Consider the following 18,666-nt stretch of genomic DNA (forward strand, 5'->3'; position numbering starts at 1 on the left):
ACCGGCGCCGCTCACGAAGTAACGGGCACGATCAGGTCAGGCACTTGGCGACCTGCCGCCACTGCGAAAACAACATCCGGCAGTTTCCGGAAACAAACCTGACGACTTGCGCCGAAGAAAATAAACCTGACACCTTTTGGACACCTTTTGAAACCACAAGATGTTGACATTCGTCCGGCAACTGCCTCAAGCTGTAGTGGTTCGACGGTTCGCGCTTAGCGATGAAAAGGGAATCCGGTGACTGGCAAAAAAGCCAGGATCCCGGAACTGTCCCCGCAACTGTAAACAGCGGTTTCGCACCACAATGCCACTGGGAATTCCCGGGAAGGCGGTGCGCAACGCCAACGCTGTGAGTCAGGAGACCTGCCGCCGCAACTTCGTACTCATCGGACGGGGTGTTCCGGGAGGGTTCGTGGCTGAGCTCCCAATGGTTCCCTCCGGCCGCTGATTCCTTCGCAAGTGCCCCGTTTACCACGACCAGAGGTAATCGCATGGCACAACCGGCACTTTCCACAACCACCCCACCCGTGATGCTCTCGCCTGAGACCGTCATCCACACTGATCCAACCCGCGACGAACGGCTGACCGAGTTTGGCAAGGCGACCATGCGCGATCGCTACCTGCTCCCGGGCGAGTCCTACCAGGATTTGTTCGCGCGGGTCGCCAAAGCCTACGCCGACGATCAGCAGCATGCGCAGCGTCTCTACGATTACATGTCGAAACTCTGGTTCATGCCGGCAACCCCGATCCTCAGCAACGGCGGCACCGCGCGCGGCCTGCCGATTTCCTGCTTTCTGAACGCGGTCGAGGACAGTCTCGACGGCATCGTCGGCACCTGGATGGAAAATGTCTGGCTGGCCTCCAACGGCGGCGGGATCGGCACCTACTGGGGCGATGTTCGTTCGATCGGCGAGACGGTGAAGGGCAACGGCCAGACGTCCGGGATCATTCCGTTTGTACGGGTTATGGACTCGCTGACACTGGCCATTTCGCAAGGTTCGCTGCGCCGCGGCTCGGCGGCCGTCTACCTCGATATCTACCATCCGGAGATCGAGGAGTTCATCGAGATTCGCAAGCCCTCCGGCGACTTCAATCGCAAGAGCCTCAACCTGCACCACGGCATCGCCATCACCGACGAGTTCATGGAAGCGGTGCGCGAAGGCAGATCGTTCTCGCTGCGCAGCCCGGCAACCCAGCAAGAGGTCCGGACCGTATCTGCCCGCGAGCTCTGGCAAAAAATTCTTGAGACCCGGTTGCAAACCGGCGAGCCCTACCTGTTATTCGTGGATACGGCGAATCGCGACCTTGCCAATCACCAGAAGCAGCTTGGCCTGAAAGTTCGCCAGTCCAATCTTTGCAGTGAAATTCTGCTGCCCACGGGCCGGGACAGTTCCGGCAATCTCCGTACCGCGGTGTGTTGCCTTGCTTCCGTCAACCTCGTGAAGTGGGACGAATGGCGGCAGGACCAGCGGTTCGTCGAGGACATATTCCGCTTCCTCGACAACGTGCTCGAGGATTTCATCGTCAATGCGCCGGACAGCATGAGTCATGCGAAATACTCCGCCATGCGCGAACGTTCCGTGGGTCTCGGTGCTATGGGCTTTCACACCTACCTGCAGGGCCGGGGAATACCGTTCGAAAGCGCGCTCGCGAAAAGCTGGAACATCCGGGTTTTCAAACACCTTCGGGCCGAAGCAGACAAAGCCTCGGTCAGGCTCGCCCGGGAACGGGGAGCCTGCCCAGACGCCGCGGATGCGGGTGTTATGGAGCGCTTCAGCCACAAACTGTCGATTGCGCCGACCGCCAGCATCAGCATCATCTGCGGCGGCACCAGCGCGTGTATTGAGCCGATACCGGGCAACATTTACACCCACAAAACACTGTCCGGCTCGTTCACGGTCAAGAACCCGGAACTCGAAAAATTGCTGCGTCACAAAGGCCTCGACACTGAGGAAACCTGGGCGTCGATCCTCCAGCATGATGGCTCTGTCCAGCACTTCGAATGTTTAAACGAGGACGAGAAGGCCGTGTTCCGCACATCGTTCGAGATCGACCAGCGCTGGGTAATCGACCTCGCCGCAGATCGTGCCCCGAGCATATGCCAGGGGCAATCCGTGAATCTTTTTCTCAACAGCGACCTGCACAAATGGGATCTGCTCATGCTGCATTGGCTGGCCTGGGAACGCGGCATCAAGAGTCTCTACTACTGCCGTTCCAAATCCGTGCAACGCGCAGGCTACGCCGGCGTGGAAGCCGACAACACTCAGCAATGGCCGGAACGCGCTCTTGCGACCAACCTGTCGAACTACGACGAATGCCTCGCCTGCCAATAGACGGCACCCCTCTTTGGAGTTACCCATAAATGTCACAAGAAAAATCGCAGATCGCCCTGCTCGAATTACCCGGGCTCATGACCCCCAGCAAGAGCTACAAACCGTTTCGTTATCCGTGGGCTATTGAGTACTGGCGCAAACAACAGCAGATTCACTGGCTGCCCGAAGAAGTGCCGCTTGGAGAAGATTGCAAAGACTGGGCGCACAACCTGAGTGACGCGGAACGCAATCTCCTCACGCAGGTTTTTCGGTTCTTCACCCAATCGGACGTAGAGGTTCAGGACAACTACCTGGAACGTTACGCCCGGGTGTTCCGGCCCACCGAGATCAAGATGATGCTCGCGGCATTTGCCAACATGGAAACCGTGCACATCGTCGCTTATGCACTGCTGCTCGAAACGCTGGGGATGCCGGACAGTGAGTTTGCCGCGTTCATGGACTACGAAGCCATGCGCGACAAACACGACTACATGCAGGAATTCGGTGTCTCCAATGAAGGCGATATCCTGCGCACACTCGCGATGTTTGGCGGCTTTACCGAGGGCCTGCAGTTGTTCGCCAGTTTCGCAATCCTGCTGAATTTTCCGCGCCACAACAAAATGCGTGGCATGGGCCAGATCGTGTCCTGGTCAGTACGTGACGAGAGTCTGCATTGCGAAGGCGTGTTGCGCCTGTTCCATGCTTTTGCCGAAGAGACAGGCGCGTTGACCCGCTCTGTGCGGGATGACATCGCCGACTGCGCACGGACGGTCGTAACGCTCGAAGACCGCTTTATTGATCTGGCCTTTGAAATGGGCCCGCTCGATGGCCTGGAACCGGCCGAGGTCAAACGCTATATACGCTATATCGCTGACTGGCGACTTGAACAATTGTCGCTACCACCGATCTACGGCGAGAAAGTGCACCCACTGCCCTGGCTAACGGAAATTCTGAACGGCGTGGAACACGCCAACTTTTTTGAAACCCGCGCCACCGAGTATGCAAAAGCGGCAACCGTTGGAAGCTGGCACGGTGCCGAAGGTGCCTGGTCGATATTTGACGAACGACTGGCAAGAGTTCGTCAGTCGACGCTTCCGGTATGAAGACAAAGCCTGTCCGGTACAGCGCAGCTGCGATCTGCCGTGGGCTCAATCTGGCAACCCACCCCTCCTGAACATTGGCTCTGCACCTCGGGACGGGCGAGCCCTGCGCCCGTCCCCGCCGTTCAGCTTCGCTTCAGCCTGTCACGCCGACAATCTCACGCACACCGTCGCTGACCAGGCACGGTTTGGGTTATCAGGAGAGTGACATGCAGAAATCATTGGCAGCATTAGTGCTGGGCCTGACGCTGGGCGCACCGGCGGTCGCGCAATCCGACTTTTACCTGGGAGGAACGCTGGGCAACACGTCGGTGGACACCGAGTTCGACGAGTTTGACCTTAATTTTGACGATGACGAAACGTCATGGTCAGCTTTCGCCGGCGTCCAGGCGACTGACAACTTCGCCATAGAAGCGAGCTACAACGACTTTGGCGATTACAACGTCTCGCAAAATTTCGATCTGACTCAGACCAATATCGATGCCACCTTGACCGGCTACGATGTCATGGCCGTTCTGTCAGCGCCGATCGGCCCGCTCCGCTTGTTTGGTAAAGCAGGGCTGGTTTTCTGGGACGCCGATGTCACGGCGCTCGTCCAACCACCGGTCGGCTCCGGCTTTCAGTTGCGCGAGAAGGATTCGGGCAACGACCTCGCATTCGGCGGTGGCCTTGAGTTCAGCCTATCACCCAATCTCGCCATTCGCGGCGAAATGGAATGGTTCGACATCGAAGATACGGAAGAAGTGTGGTTCGCGTCCGTCGGGTTGCGATTCAACTTCTGATCTCAATCTGACCCTGCGTCGGGGCATCCTGCCCGACGCAGGGATCGTCGGTTCATCTCACCGCCCGGTTCGGGCTCTGAATTGATCGCCTGGCGAACCGGCAACTGACAATTGCTGCCCGTGGTTCAATGCCGCTTCAGCAATCACGCAAGTATTCACGGTGGCCACTGGCTGTTGCGCGCCGCACCGGCTGCTTCGCCGGTGCGGCTTGCTTACCATTGCGCTCAGGCGGTGCGCTGCCCGGCATCACGGCCATGCACGATGCGGTACAACGCCGGTAATACCAGCAAGGTCAACACGGTCGCTGATACGATCCCGCCGATGACGACGGTGGCCAGCGGCCGCTGCACTTCGGAACCAATTCCCGTGTTCAAGGCCATCGGCACGAAACCCAGCGATGCAACCAGCGCGGTCATCAGCACCGGACGCAAGCGCGTAACCGCGCCACTGACTATGCTCTCGTCCAGTGCTTTGCCGCCAGCGCGCAAATCACGAATGAACGCGACCATGACCAGCCCATTGAGGACGGCGACACCGGACAATGCGATGAAGCCAACGGCCGCCGAAATTGAGAATGGAATATCCCGCAACAACAACGCAGCGATTCCACCGGTAAGCGCTAGCGGCACACCACTGAAGATCACGGCCGTATCGCGCAGCGAACCCAACGCCATCATTAACATGCCAATGATGACGACGAGTGTCAGTGGCACGACCAGGGCAAGGCGTCGGGTGGCGGACTCCAGTTGCTCGAACGTGCCACCGTAGCCTACCCAGTAACCCGCGGGTATGTCGACGTTCTGGCGGACGGATTCCTGCACGTCGCTGACGAACGAACCGAGATCGCGGCCACGAACGTTGGCGGTCACCACAACCCGGCGCTTGCCGTTCTCGCGAAACATCTGGTTGTAGCCCGTGGTCAGGACCGGTTCCGCGAGCTCGCCCACGCGCACGTAGCTGCCGTTGGGCAGTCGTACCGGCAGACTCGCCAGCCCTTCCCAGTCGGATCGTTCCTCTTCGGAGAGGCGCACCACGATGTCGAATCGCCGGTCACCTTCGTAGAAGATACCGGCCACAGTGCCGCCAACCGCAGTCGCCAGCAAAGACTGCAGCTCGTCGATACTCACGCCGTAGCGCGACAACGAAGTTCGTTTCAATTCGAAGGTCAGCACCGGCAAACCCGTCGTCTGCTCGACCATGACATCCGCTGCACCGTCCACGCGCCTGATAGCCGATTCAATCTCGTTCGCCAGCGATGTGAGCTGATCAATGTCGTCGCCGAACACCTTGACCGCCAGCTGTGCACGGACACCGGCCAACAATTCGTTGAAGCGCATTTGTATGGGCTGCAGGAACTCGTAGTTATTGCCCGGAATCGGCGTGACGATCGCTTCCAGTTCCTCGATGAACTGCGCTTTGGATTTTTTTGGATCAGGCCACTGGTCGCGCGGCTTCATGATGATGTAGTTGTCCGCCACGCTGGGCGGTACCGCGTCCGTCGCTACCTCGGCAGTACCGATCTTCGCAAAGACCCGCTCCACTTCCGGCATGTCGCGCACGACAGCCTCCAGTTGTTCCTGCATCCGCACGGCCTGGCCGAGCGAGGTTCCGGGTATCCGCAAGGCATGCATCGCGATATCGCCTTCATCCAGCTCCGGCACAAACTCAGTACCCAGGCGGGTGGCCAGCAAGCCACTGACGATGACGATCAGCCCCGCGCAAAGCACCACCGGCCAACGCAGTTTCAGCATTGCCCGTACCACGGGACGATAGGCATTGCGTGAATGCCGGATGATGTAGCTCTCTTTTTCCACAAGCGGCTTACGAAACAAGAGCGCAACCGCCGCCGGCACGAACGTGACGGACAAGAACATGGCGCTGACCAGCGCAATCACCACGGTAATGGCCATCGGGTGAAACATCTTCCCCTCGACGCCCGTCAACGCGAAGATCGGCAAGTACACCGCGGTAATGATAAACACACCGAACAGTGCAGGCCGGATGACTTCGTGCGTTGCGTCATACACCGTTGCCAGCCGCTCGCGCAGGGACTGTTGCACGGCCCCTTGTTCACTCAGGCGTCGCATACAATTCTCAACGATAATCACGGCACCATCGACGATCAGGCCGAAATCCAACGCGCCAAGGCTCATCAGATTGGCGCTGACCCTGGTCTGCACCATGCCGGTAATGGTCATCAGCATTGCGATCGGAATGACCGCTGCGGTCAGCAGGGCCGCACGCACATTGCCGAGGAACAGGAACAGCACGACCACGACCAGCAAGGCGCCCTCGACGAGGTTGGTGCGCACTGTGGACAGCGTTTTGTTCACGAGGTCCGTTCTGTCATAAACAGCTGTCGCTGATATCCCCTCCGGCAGTCCCGGCTGAATCTCAGCCAGCTTCTCGTCGACCGCGCGGGCCACGGTGCGCGCGTTCTCGCCTATCAGCATGAACACCGTACTCATGACCACTTCGCTGCCATTCTGGGTTGCCGCACCGGTACGCAAGGCATTGCCATTGGTGACGGTTGCCACATCGCGGATGCGCACGGGTATACCGGAATCGGTACTGACAACGACATCGAGCAAGTCGTCCATGGACTCCGCCTGGCCCGGTATGCGCAGCAGCCATTGCGCGCCATTGTGCTCGATGAAACCCGCGCCCCGGTTGGCATTGTTGCGTTGCAGGGCAAGCACCAGGTCTTCGCTGGTCAGTCCGTGCGCAAGCAGCCGGGCAGGATCCGGCGAGACGACGATCTGCCGCTCGAAACCGCCAATGGGATTCACTTCGGCCACGCCGGAAATACGCAGCAATTGCGGACGGATGATCCAGTCGTGTACGGAACGCAGGTCAGCAGGTGTTACCGGCGAACCATCGGCATTGGTCGCTCCTTCCTCTGCGTTGACCGTGAACATGAAAATCTCGCCCAGGCCGCTGGCCACCGGCCCCAATGCCGGCTCGAGACTGGCGGGTATCGACGACTTCGCCGCACTCAGCCGCTCACTGACCTGTTGCCGGGCAAAGTAGATATCGGTGCCTTCTTCAAAGACCACGGTGATCTGTGACAGGCCATAGCGGGACAACGAGCGCGTGTAGGACAAGTGCGGCATTCCGGTCATCGCATTTTCCAGCGGAAACGTTACGCGCTGTTCAACTTCCAGTGGCGTGTAACCCGGCGCTTCCGTATTCACCACGACCTGCACGTTGGTGATATCGGGTAATGCGTCAATTGGCAGGCGGCCAAAGTTCCAGAGGCCAAGTCCGATTAACACCAGTACAAATGTCATCACCACGCCTCGCCGACGCAGTGACGATTCAATTATGAATTTCAGCATGAGTCAGCCTCAGTGGTCGTGGGAAGCGCCGGACTTTTCAATGTCGGCCTTGATGAGATAGCTGTTCGCGGTGACGTAAGGCGTCCCTGGCTCTATCCCCCCCAACACTTCCACCCATACCTTGTCCTGCCGGCCGAGATCGAGCATGCGAACTTCGTATTCATCGCCTATATGAGCGAACACGACCGTGGAATCACGAAAGGCTTGCAGCCCGCTGCGCCTGACAACCAGCGGAACGTCATGGCTCGCAATTTCTATATCTGCCGCGAGGTACATACCGGGCACCAACGCTCCGGAGCTGTTGTCGATGACCGCGTGCGCCAGCACGGTCTGGTTGGGCTGGCTGGTGACATCGATCCGATCGATAGTCCCGGTAACGGAAATACTCGTACCGACCGGCTGAAAGGTAACGTTCATGCCCTTGCGAACCTGCTGAACATCGGCGGGGAACAACGAAAACTCGGCCCAGACCTGTGAGGTATCGACGATCCTGAACAGCAGTCGCCCTGCCGTTTGTTCGCCGCGATTCACCTGCCTTTCGGTCACTACTCCCGCAATCGGTGCGGTTACCGTGTACACATTCAGGCTGTCGTTGCTTTCAACGGTTGCCAGCGTTTGCCCGGCACGCACGGTCTCGCCGGTAACGACGGCAACCTCGCGCACCGTACCGTCGAAGCGCGCAATCACGGCACTCACACGCTCTGGAATCGTTTCGATATGCCCGTAAACGCCGATGGTTTCGCGAACCTGCCCCGGACCGGCCAGCTCGGTTTCCACATTGAATCCGCGGGCGATATCCGGTGCTATCCGGGTTCGACCCTCGATGCTGTCAAACGTCCACTCATGCGTACGACCCTGGTAGCTCGCCTTGACAGTTGCGGTGAACGAATGCGGCTCCTCGACCGGTGATGTGCTGCGCAAAAAGTTCGCACTTGGCTCGAAGCTGATCTGGTCGACACGCCCGCCCAGCCGGCTGAGGCTCACTTGCAGCTGTACATCCGCCGGCGGCACGGCATTGCAGTTGCGGCTGGGCCAGGCTCGATACTGAGGTGCTGCGGCTTCTTCGACTATCGCGAGCTCCACCACAAAACCCTGGTCTTCAAGCAAGCGTCCGCCATTCGGACCTTGCTCCATTGCAGCAGCCTCTTCGCCGTGTCCATGCTCGTCTTCGTGACCATTGCTCCCGGTTCCTGCATCGCCACAGGCGGCAAGCAACAACGAAAAAACCAAGGCCCAGTATCTGATTGCTAATTTATTCATGATATTCCTCATGGCTTGCCGGCCGCGGACAACGGCGCACCGATCAAGCGTTCAATTTCTATGGCCATGCGATGCGCATTGGCATTCGCCTCGATACTTGCCATTCGCGCCTCAACGAGTTCTGACTGGACTGTCCACAGTTCCCGATAGCTGTACCGGCCAGACTCGTGTGCCTGTTGAATGTCTGCCTCGACAGATTCAAGCAAGGGAATAATCTCGTCACGAAAAGCGCCACTCTGATGCAGGCTGTGCAACAACTCCTGATGAAGGGCGAATAGCTGCGTCTTCAGCCTGATCTGCAACGCCTCACGCTCAGCGTTAGTGACGGCGAGTCGTGCGCGTGCAGCAGCGATACCGCCCTGATTGCGGTCACTTGTTGCAAGGGGAACAATGACACCGGCAACCAGCGCAACGTCGTCCGTTTGCTCATGCCGCCGTATGCCGGCAGTCACGCGCCAACTGGGTTTCGCAACGGCCTGTGCCAGCCGCAACTCCGCTTCGCGCAATGCGCTTTCTGACAGATTCTGCAGCAGCTCGGGATTGCTCTCGACTCGCGCCAGCAACTCGTCGTAGTCAACTGGTTGCGGCAGGATTCGAAGATCGCCGCTGATCGCCGTGAAATCTGGCTGCAGTTCTCCCCACTGAGCGGCCAGCCTGCGAATTGCGGTACGCAACTCGTGCTCTGCGTCTTCCAGATCCAGTTTGACCATTTCAAGAGTGGCCTGGGAACGCGTCAGATTCATCCTCGGCAAACGCCCTGCATCGACCCGTTTGCGAGCAAATTCCACTTCAGCTTCGTAAAGTGCAACGGAGTAAGTCAGCAGTTCCATACGCTGCTGCACGACGAGACTATCCAGGAACAGGCGTGCTGTTTGCGCAGCAACCTCCTGGCGTTTGGACTCTGCCGCAACCTCCATGGCGGATACTCCCGCCATAGCCGCATTGACACGATACTGTCGTTTGTTGCGCTCGAGTATCCAGCCGATGCTAAGGGTAGTCTCGAGGCCATCCGTACCGGCGAATTCCCCGGTACCTGCGGCGTTCTCTATGGAAACAATAAGTTCCGGATTGGGTCGCAGCCCCGCCTGTTCGACATCACCCTGTCGGGCGTTGATCTGGTAGCCGAAAGTGGTCAATTCAGGGCTGTTCGCCAACGCCCGTGAGATGGCGCTGTCGAGGGTTATCCCGGCGGGCGCGGCGCTGGACTGAGCCAACACCGGGCTGCCACACATTATCAGCAAAATGCCCGCGTACAGGCACCTCGCAGGTGAAATTAACATTGCATTTACTCCCTGCATCCTCGCGGATGGGTATCGCTTGTGTGCAAACCGACGTCGACTGAACCGTCGATCAGTCGCGGATTGCGGACGAAATGAACCTAGGGAGTGAGAGGTGGCGCGCGCAATAAAGGTCGCCAGCGCGGCCGGCACATAAACCGGAAGGAATTGACCGGAATCGGCCAGGAAACTTTGTAGGTCCAGAGCAGCAGCAGGACTGCAGCAACCAGAGCCACGATGAACGGCATGCTTTTCTGTGCCGTGGAGCCAAGCTCGAACAACGAAACGTCGACATCAGCCTCGGATTCGTGTGCGTCAAAATCTGTCATGGCTACGCGCAGATGGGCAACGTTCCCTTCCGCCGAGTGCGCGGCATTCGCAGCGTGCAGATGCAGGTGCAGCCCACTGAACTGCAGTGCAAGAAAGGCTGTGCAAGCAATCAAAACGAGGGCGGCAGCGCGTCGGTTCATCGCGAGACTATACACAATCCACCTGAACGTTCCTATGTACGCGGGCACCCCCGGCTATCGTTCACCGGACCAGTGGTCATGACCCGGTTTGCCCTCGACAATCATAAGGCTGCGGATTCAACTAGCCGGCGTCTCACGCCTGGCGTCATCAGTAGTTTGTTGTTTGCCCTGATCTTTCAGCTGCCGGTCTGAGGTCCTGGACAGCCCCGGGCTGGCGACGAATTGTCGGCCTCCGGAGCCGTGTACGCGGTGCGATCAGGAATAACACTGGCCGGTCAGACATCAATCAGGTTCTGCGGTTGTTCGGCGTCAGGTGTGGAAGCCGCCCATCGCCGTAAGACCGGAGCACTTCCGAAATCACAATGTGGTATCCCTTGTACCAGTTCCGGTACTGCTTTTTTGCTTCCAGGTGATGTGTATTTCGGGAAAACTCGTCCAGCGCCTCCAGGGTCGCCCAGTAATAGGTTGCGTTGTGCACCTTGCCATCAGCGGACTGCCAGGATTCCGTGCCGAGAAACCCGACCGTGGCCTTCGCCGCTTTGTCGATCAGATCGTTGAGACGGTGAAACTCAGCATCGTATTCACCCGGTTCGAAGATAAAGGCGGCGCTGTACATAGTGGCAACTCCTGAGTTGCGTGTATCCAGGACAGGTCAGACGAGGATAGCACTCATGCTTGCGGACTCCGTACCCGCGCTATTGCGACCGGCTGCCGCCGGGCAGATGTGGCTACGTCATTGCCTCGATCATGTGGCAGGTCTTGCGTCGCGCTCTTCGCGCGCATCGTATTTGTCTGGCCTTCGAAAGCAATTGCCGCGACCAACAGGACACGCTTACCATAGCCCGCAATGACATTGATCCAGCACACCGGTTCGTATTACGCCGCGACGGCCAATCGGGTCACAGCGTACCCTGCGCTGCAAGGCGCTCAACGCGCAGACGTTTGTGTCATCGGCGCGGGCTTCACCGGAATCTCCACGGCTCTGGCACTCGCCGAACGCGGCTATGACGTAACGGTGGTCGAAGCTCACAAGGTTGGCTGGGGCGCGTCCGGTCGCAATGGCGGCCAAATGATTGCCGGCATATCCGGCGAACAACATTTGCGAGATGCGCTCGGCGACGACGCTGATCGTCTCGTTTGGAAACTGCGTTGGGCAGGTCACGACATTATTCGCAGCCGGGTGGAAAAGTACGGCATCGAATGCGATCTGAAAGCCGGATACGCCGACGTTGCCCTCAAGCCTCGCCACCTGAAAGTACTGCAAAAAAGCTTCGACTACCTGCAACAGCACAATCCCGATTTTGACGTTCGCTTGCTCTCGGCAGCGGATACGCGCGCAGCAACGGGTTCTCCCCTGTACTCGGGTGCACTCATCAATTACGGCGACGGCCATTTGCACCCGCTCAATCTCTGCATCGGTGAAGCGCATGCGGCGACGTCCAACGGCGCCACAATTTACGAGCACTCGCCGGTAGTGGCTATTGAACATGGCCGGCGAGCCACCGTCAAAACGGAACACGGCAGCGTTTCTGCGGATTTTGTCGTCGTCGCCGGCAATGCCTACCACAATGTTGCACGGGAGTTACGCGGCCTTATGCTGCCGGTGAACAGCTACATCATCGCAACGGAACCCCTGCTCGCCAACATGCACAGCCCGGTCAATCCGCTCGACCTCGGCATCTGTGATCCGAACTTCGTCATTGAATACTTCCGCCTCAGCACAGACCGGCGACTGCTGTTTGGTGGGCGCATTAACTATTTCGGCGAAGATCCTGAGCTTATCAAAGCGAAATTGCTGCCGAAGATGCTGCGCGTCTACCCGCAGCTCGCCGGTATTGGTATTGACTATGCGTGGGGCGGTCGCATGGGCATACCGCTCAATCGAGTTCCGCAGTTTGGCCGGCTGGCGGCCAATGTTTTCTACGCGCAGGGTTATTCCGGGCACGGCGTCAACGTCACCCACCTGGCCGGCCAGATTCTTGCTGATGTCGTTGCCGGCAACAGTGAACGATTTGATTTGTTCGCGAAACTGAAGACGGCGCGTGTGCCGGGCGCGTACCGGTTCTCATCGCCGCTGGTGCGGCTGGGCATACTCTACTATCAGCTGCGGGACTGGCTGTAGATCGGCTCTGAGACCGGTGTCTGCCTTACCTGCCGTTGTCGACAGCCGTTGACGGAAGACACGACCTGCAATTTCCACCACCCCTGAAACGACAAACCCCGGCCGAAGCCGGGGTTTGAAGGATCTTTGCAGAGCCGAAGCTCTACTGAATCAATAACTACACTTAGAAGCTCATGCGAGCGCCAAGGTAGAAGCGACGTGGCAATACCCAGTCGTTGGCTTCGCCAAAGCTGTAACTTGCGTCACCGCCCGACAGATCCTGCTGGCGGGTAACCGCCTGGTCATCCAGTATGTTGAAGATGTCCAGGAAGAATTCCGCTTCGTACCGGTCAGCAAAGTCCATCACGTACTTGACGCGAACGTCCAGCGTGCCATAGGAAGGCGACTTCTGGCTGCCGACAGTGCCTGGCGCAAGCCAGCGTGTCGTGGTGCCATTGTCTTCATAGGCTGTACCCACGCGAATCGGCGTATGACGGCTGTACTGCGAGAAGGTTTCGCTGTAGAGCGTACCGGAGTTCCAGTAGTAGGTAGCACCCACTTCGATGCCGTTCTCCCAACGGTAGGAACCGGCCAGCTTCACCAGATGCTCGATGTTACCCGGCTGTGGCCCGTACACGTTCGGTGCACGCGGATCCAGGTACAGGAAGTCACCCTGCAGGTCGGCGTTACCGTCGGAGTTCGAGTTGCCCTTCGCATCGTTGTACGAGTAGGACGCCAGACCGAACCAGTTGCTGTCGGCACTGCGGCGCTTACGCCAGGTTACTTCCACACCCTGGTATTCGCGCTTGCCGCCAGCCAGGGTTGCGATGAAGTAGTTGGCCGTCGGCAGTGTATCGAAGCCGAAGTAAGACAACGGCAATGCATAGCCGCCAACCTGGGCAGGATCGGTGTAGAAGCCGAGGTCATAGTCTTCCATGATGTCTTCGGTTACACGGTCCGTGTAGGTGATCGCGATGCTCTGATCATTGGTGATCGACTGCTCGTAACCAACCATGATCTCGTCCGTGTACGGCGTCTTGGTGGTCGGCGCGAAGAAGCCGTCGGCACCCTGACTACCGCCACGTGTGCGGAAGGTCACCCACTGGTTGCCAACATAGATCTGCTCTTCACGAACTGAACCGGTCAGGGTCCCGGCAAACGACGTCATGTCGGTGCGAATCGGATCGTAGTAACGACCGTAGAAGCCCCAGACTTTGCTGCGACCATCCCCTTTGAGGTCATAGATCACACTCAGGCGCGGTGCAATGTCGTAGTCAAACGTAAAGACCTTCGAACCGTCGGTGGCAATGTGATCCCACTTCTCGGCACGCAAGCCCGCGTTGACTGTCCAGTGCTCGTCGATATTCCAGGAGTCCTGAATGAAGAACACATCACCTTCGGTCTTGAAGTTCGTCGGACCGGCTACGGTCTGTTCGATCTTGTAGACGTTGAAGTCACCCGTCGGGTTACCCGCCGTGCTGTTGAACGCCAATGCACTCAACTCGGCCTCATCGATATCGCCGGAACTGTCAGCATCAAGCAGTCCGAGGAAATAGGCAGAGTTGGCACTGGCAGCCATTGCATCGATGATGCGCTGGTAATCGTCTTCCGAAACGTCACGATCACCGGTCCAGGTACCGCTCGTATAGTCAGCCAGCGTCAGGCCGGTATTGGCTGCACCGATAGACGTGTACTGCGCACCGTCACCCGTGTAGACGAGGTCACGATTGTACTCGTTGGTAACCTGTGAATAACCCGCTTTGAACTCGTGCGAGCCGTAGGCTGTGTCGAGGAAGTATTCTGCAATCAGGTTGAAGCTTTCCTTGTTGCGGAACGTGATCGTGTCCGAACCGGAACCGCCCTTCTGCAGGTCCGCGTTGGTGATACCAACGGCTGCGGCGCCGGTGTAGGCAACGTCGTTTCTGCTCGACTTGTCAGCAGCGGTGTTACTCAGTTCGCCTTCGTGACTCACGAAGTTCGCCGTAAGGATCAGGTTCTCCCAGGCATGTGAGTATTCCAGCTTGTAGTTGTCACCACCTTGCACGTTCGCGAGGTCGCGGTTGACCACGACGTTCGGGTTCAAAGAACCGTTGCGCTCATAGGGATCGTTGAAGAATTCTGCAACAACCCGGTCGTTCTCGGTCGGCTGCCAGGTCATCTTGAAGAAACCAAGATCCTGATCGGCTTTAACCGTACGCGATACCGTATTGGTAGCCGGATTGACTACGTCTTCTTCACGCTCTTTCCGTTGGTAGGAACCGAAGAACCACAGCTTGTCCTTGATGATCGGTCCACCCAGTGTGAACGCGGTATCAAAGGTCGAGAAGGTTGCATCAGCTTCGTGCTTGTTGTCAGCAACCAGGCTGTCACTCTGCATGTAGTAGTTGACCGAGCCGTGGAACTCGTTACTACCAGACTTGGTAAGAACCCGAGATACCAGGCCCTGTCCACCTTCGTACTCAGCCGGAACGCCACCAGTAATGATTTGCTGTTCCTGGATGATTTCCGAGTTGAAGTTGGCGCCGAACAGGCCGGTCAGGTTGTCCGTGATATTGATGCCGTCGATGTAGTAGACGTTATCGGACGAAGTACCTGCCGTGTTGCCGTTGGCATCGACGATATCGGAGTAGTTAACACCGGACTTCGAAGACGGGTTGCCATCGAGTGTCGGTTTGGTCGTCGGCGCAAGCTGCAAATATGCCTGGTAGTTACGACCGGTAGGCAGCGATTCCGTCAGGTCCAGCGTAACGTCCGTCGCTTGCAGCGCTGACGTGGTATCAACCAACTGACCAAGGTCGCTGCGTCCGTAAGTAACAATCTCTTCGATTGCTGCGCTGGAGGTTGCTTGCAAGGTGTACGGAAGGTTGAACGTTCTTTCGGATACGACAAGCACGTTTTCGTTGCGTATTGGTTGATAGCCATCAGCATTGATGGTGACGACATATGCGTCCGAAGGATCAAGACCAGCAAGCCGGACTTCACCGTTGCTGTCAGTCACTGCGGATTTCTGGGCCAGACTTTCGCTGGTGCTGGCGGTCACTGTTGCACCGGCCAAAGGATTGCCACTGGCATCGGTAACACTGACGCGCAGTGTACCGGTGTCGGCCAGGGCACCTGTGCTCAAGAGCAGTGCAACCGCACCCAGCTTGAGGTGCCGGGTGATGTTTTTAGTAATCAAGGGAGGTCTCCTTAAATATTTTGAGTAAGAAGGTTCTTACATCTGTTTCGTTGCTTTTGGCACACAACGAGTGGCGACTTTATATCACCGGATGGAATAAGAGTCTATGGCAGAATTCAGGTACTTCGGGTGCTGCGAGCGGATAAGTGCACCTTCGACCAGCACCGCAATGGTTGTTGCAAAATCGCTACACGTGATTAAGGTAAGTTGCCAAAAGTCGCCGACCCGGCTCACAGCCCAGCCATGGTGGGCATGCACGCCTGACACCACAACAGGCAGTGCATAGCGATCGGCAAGCACGCCGGAGTAAGCCGCGAATGCGCCACCAACGCTGTGCTCTGGCGGCTGCCCGCGGACTTGATCCACGTATGTCTTTGCCGATTACACAGGTATTCTCTCGCCAATGAAGCAAGGCAAATCGACAACCGGCGCGCACAAGGAACATACCGTGCTCGGCATGGCCGCCGGTCTCGGCGCCTACCTCATGTTTGCGATCATGTACGCCTTCGCCAAATTGCTCAGCGACAATCACTCGGTCTTCGAGATTGCTTTCTACCGCAACCTTATCGCCAGCGTTCCCTTTCTGATTCTGGTTTTCGGCCTGGGGCGGCGCGAGATCCTGGTGATCAACAGCAAGCCGGGGCTGGTCGGTCTGCGCGCAGCATTGGGGTCACTTACACTTGCAACGACTTTTTTCGCGTTTTCCCTGATGCCAATGGCCGACACGACGACGCTGTTATTCACCGCGTCGTTATTCGTGCCGGTACTCGGGGTGATCTTCCTGCGGGAACAGGTCGGCCCGTACCGCTGGACCGCTGTCGTCATTGGCTTCGCCGGCGTCCTGATCATGACGCGACCATCCGGTGACATTTATTTGCTCGGTGTATCGGTCGCGCTGGCAGCCGCCTGTTTGCAGGCAGTGTTGCAAATTGTCTTGCGCTATCTCGGTCGGTTCGAAAGCCCGGAAACGACCAGCTTCTACTTTTTCATCATCGGCACACTGATCATGGCGCTGCCCCTGCCATTTATCGCCGTGCGACCGAGCCTCGATGAAATCCCACTGCTGGTGGGCGTCGGCCTGTCCGGTGCCGCGGCTCAATGGCTGCTGTCGACCGCTTTTCGCAATGCGCCGGTGGCGATCGTCACGGTATTCAATTACAGCGGCATCGTTTGGGCGACGTTGCTCGGCTGGATGATTTGGAACGACTGGCCATTGCCGCAGGTCCTGGTGGGGGCGGCCATTATCGTTGCCTCGAACCTGCTGGTCATCTGGCGGGAGAGCCGCCTGCAACGGCTCTCGGAGGCGCACATTCGAGCGAAACTGTAGGGCCACCTTAGCCCAGTAATTTCAGATACCTGCGACAAAATCAAAGAATTGACAAGATCGCTTTAATGAACGCAGCCTTCTTGGGATACTTGCGCGCTCTGTTAATGACCACAACCCGTTCCCGGAACAGTCTTGGTGGCAATACCCAAAAAAGAAAGCTCCCTGCTGCTGGCGACCGCCTGCGCCATCGTCGCGGGCGGCTGCAGCGTGTCGGCAATCAGCCCTGAGACCGAGGAAACTCCGGCACCCGCCAGTTGGGCGCGTGGCGGCACTCCTGGTGATATAGGGCAAAACTGGCTGCATACTTTCAGCGATCCGCAACTTGAAACACTGGTCAGCGAATCAGCCGAAAACAACTATGTTCTCAAACAGGAACGCGAACGCCTGTACTCCGCGGAACAGGCCGTCCGTTTAAGTCGTTCCAATCGTTACCCTGCACTTGACGTCTCACTCGGCGGCGCGCGCCGTTCGACGGAAAGCAGCGCAGGCGTCAGTGAGAGTTTTGACATTGGCGTGGACGGTCGCTGGAACGTCGATATCTGGCGGCAACTCAGTAAACAGCAGCAAGCGACCGAGCTGGCGCTGGCCGCGCAACGCGCCCGCCTGCAATCCGTCGAACGGGATATAGCAGCAACCACGGCGCAACAGTATTTCGATGTCATCGAAGCCAGGCAGCTGCTTGAAGTGGCGAGCCGCCGCCTGAGCAACGCGAATGAAAGTCGCGATATTGTCGCCAGCGGTTACCGGCAGGGGCTGAATGATGCGCTGGATCTGTATCTCGCGCGCAATCAGGTGGAACGGGAGCGAGCCAATTTTGCATCCCAGGAACAAGCGCTGCTCGAGGCCGTCGCCGACCTGCAACTGTCACTGGCCCGCTATCCGGACGGCAATATGCCGATTGAAAGCAAATTGCCGGTACTTGTTGATGCCTTACCTACCGGGCTCCCGTCAGAACTACTGACCCGCCGTCCTGACGTACAGGAAGCATGGCTCAACCTGCTGGCAACAGACGCCGAGCTGGCCGCCGCACACAAAGCGCGCTTCCCCAGTTTGTCGATAGTGGGCAGCAGCAGCCGGACGACCGATGCGTTCTCCGAGCTACTCGACGGTGGCGTGTCCGCATGGTCGCTGGCTTTCAGTCTTACCCAACCGCTGTTCGATGCAGGCCGGCTTGCGGCGCTGGAAGAACAAGCCGCAGCGCGGGTACGTATCGCCGAACAGCAATACCTCGACCTGGTTTATCGTGCGTTTGCTGACGTGGAAAACTCCATTTCCCGCACAGCATCGCTGGAACAACGCTACGACGCCTTGCTTGAAGCTGAGAAAAATTCTCGAGCGGCCCTGGAGCTGGCGCTTGAACAATACCAGCGCGGGCTGGTCCCATATACGACGGTATTAGAGTCACAAAGACAGGCGTTCGACGCCGAAGCTACTGTCGTACAACTGACTAATCAACGCTTGCAGAATCGCATTGGGCTTCATCTTGCGCTCGGCGGCGAATTTGTAACGGCGAACTGAACA

Annotated in this window: 13 protein-coding genes and 1 riboswitch; of the genes, 6 read left to right on the plus strand and 7 right to left on the minus strand. The window is 58.0% G+C overall.

Annotated elements, in window-relative coordinates:
• Window positions 1-188: 188 nt before the first annotated feature.
• A riboswitch (cobalamin riboswitch) is annotated at window positions 189-385 on the plus strand.
• 106 nt (window positions 386-491) lie between these two features.
• The 3 genes from BA177_RS16245 to BA177_RS16255 all read left to right on the plus strand — a co-directional run bounded on the left by BA177_RS16245 (window position 492) and on the right by BA177_RS16255 (window position 4,194).
• Window positions 492-2,333, plus strand: coding sequence for a ribonucleoside-diphosphate reductase subunit alpha (locus BA177_RS16245; protein WP_068617937.1), 1,842 nt, complete (start codon window positions 492-494; stop codon window positions 2,331-2,333).
• 29 nt (window positions 2,334-2,362) lie between these two features.
• Window positions 2,363-3,415 (plus strand): ribonucleotide-diphosphate reductase subunit beta, encoded by a 1,053-nt coding sequence (locus BA177_RS16250; protein WP_068617939.1) that lies wholly within the window; start codon window positions 2,363-2,365, stop codon window positions 3,413-3,415.
• A 206-nt stretch (window positions 3,416-3,621) separates the two neighbouring features.
• Window positions 3,622-4,194, plus strand: coding sequence for an outer membrane beta-barrel protein (locus BA177_RS16255; protein WP_156762869.1), 573 nt, complete (start codon window positions 3,622-3,624; stop codon window positions 4,192-4,194).
• Between the two features lie 224 nt (window positions 4,195-4,418).
• Here the strand turns inward: BA177_RS16255 and BA177_RS16260 are convergent, their stop codons facing one another.
• The 5 genes from BA177_RS16260 to BA177_RS16280 form a co-directional block, all read right to left on the minus strand.
• Window positions 4,419-7,532 (minus strand): efflux RND transporter permease subunit, encoded by a 3,114-nt coding sequence (locus BA177_RS16260; RefSeq protein WP_068617943.1) that lies wholly within the window; start codon window positions 7,530-7,532, stop codon window positions 4,419-4,421.
• A gap of 9 nt (window positions 7,533-7,541) precedes the next feature.
• On the minus strand, window positions 7,542-8,792 hold the full coding sequence (locus BA177_RS16265) for an efflux RND transporter periplasmic adaptor subunit (RefSeq protein WP_068619548.1): 1,251 nt from the start codon (window positions 8,790-8,792) through the stop codon (window positions 7,542-7,544).
• A gap of 8 nt (window positions 8,793-8,800) precedes the next feature.
• The gene (locus BA177_RS16270) at window positions 8,801-10,072 is read right to left on the minus strand and encodes a TolC family protein (protein ID WP_197493172.1); all 1,272 of its coding nucleotides are present in this window, start codon (window positions 10,070-10,072) and stop codon (window positions 8,801-8,803) included.
• Window positions 10,073-10,170: 98 nt separating this feature from the next.
• A complete protein-coding gene (locus BA177_RS16275; protein ID WP_068617947.1) occupies window positions 10,171-10,539 on the minus strand; it encodes a hypothetical protein in 369 nt (122 codons plus the stop codon).
• Window positions 10,540-10,825: 286 nt separating this feature from the next.
• Window positions 10,826-11,155, minus strand: coding sequence for an antibiotic biosynthesis monooxygenase family protein (locus tag BA177_RS16280; RefSeq protein ID WP_068617949.1), 330 nt, complete (start codon window positions 11,153-11,155; stop codon window positions 10,826-10,828).
• A 231-nt stretch (window positions 11,156-11,386) separates the two neighbouring features.
• On the opposite strand from BA177_RS16280, the gene BA177_RS16285 reads away from it, so the two are divergent.
• Entirely contained in the window at window positions 11,387-12,661 is a 1,275-nt protein-coding gene (locus BA177_RS16285; protein WP_068617952.1) for an NAD(P)/FAD-dependent oxidoreductase, read from the plus strand.
• 163 nt (window positions 12,662-12,824) lie between these two features.
• Here the strand turns inward: BA177_RS16285 and BA177_RS16290 are convergent, their stop codons facing one another.
• Both BA177_RS16290 and BA177_RS16295 read right to left on the minus strand, forming a co-directional pair.
• Entirely contained in the window at window positions 12,825-15,818 is a 2,994-nt protein-coding gene (locus BA177_RS16290) for a TonB-dependent receptor (RefSeq protein ID WP_197493173.1), read from the minus strand.
• A gap of 84 nt (window positions 15,819-15,902) precedes the next feature.
• Window positions 15,903-16,184, minus strand: coding sequence for a hypothetical protein (locus BA177_RS16295; protein ID WP_068617955.1), 282 nt, complete (start codon window positions 16,182-16,184; stop codon window positions 15,903-15,905).
• A gap of 37 nt (window positions 16,185-16,221) precedes the next feature.
• On the opposite strand from BA177_RS16295, the gene BA177_RS16300 reads away from it, so the two are divergent.
• Both BA177_RS16300 and BA177_RS16305 read left to right on the plus strand, forming a co-directional pair.
• On the plus strand, window positions 16,222-17,145 hold the full coding sequence (locus tag BA177_RS16300) for a DMT family transporter (protein ID WP_082990196.1): 924 nt from the start codon (window positions 16,222-16,224) through the stop codon (window positions 17,143-17,145).
• A gap of 135 nt (window positions 17,146-17,280) precedes the next feature.
• The gene (locus tag BA177_RS16305) at window positions 17,281-18,663 is read left to right on the plus strand and encodes an efflux transporter outer membrane subunit (RefSeq protein WP_197493174.1); all 1,383 of its coding nucleotides are present in this window, start codon (window positions 17,281-17,283) and stop codon (window positions 18,661-18,663) included.
• Window positions 18,664-18,666: the final 3 nt, after the last annotated feature.

The organism is Woeseia oceani, assembly GCF_001677435.1.
Lineage (GTDB): Bacteria > Pseudomonadota > Gammaproteobacteria > Steroidobacterales > Woeseiaceae > Woeseia > Woeseia oceani.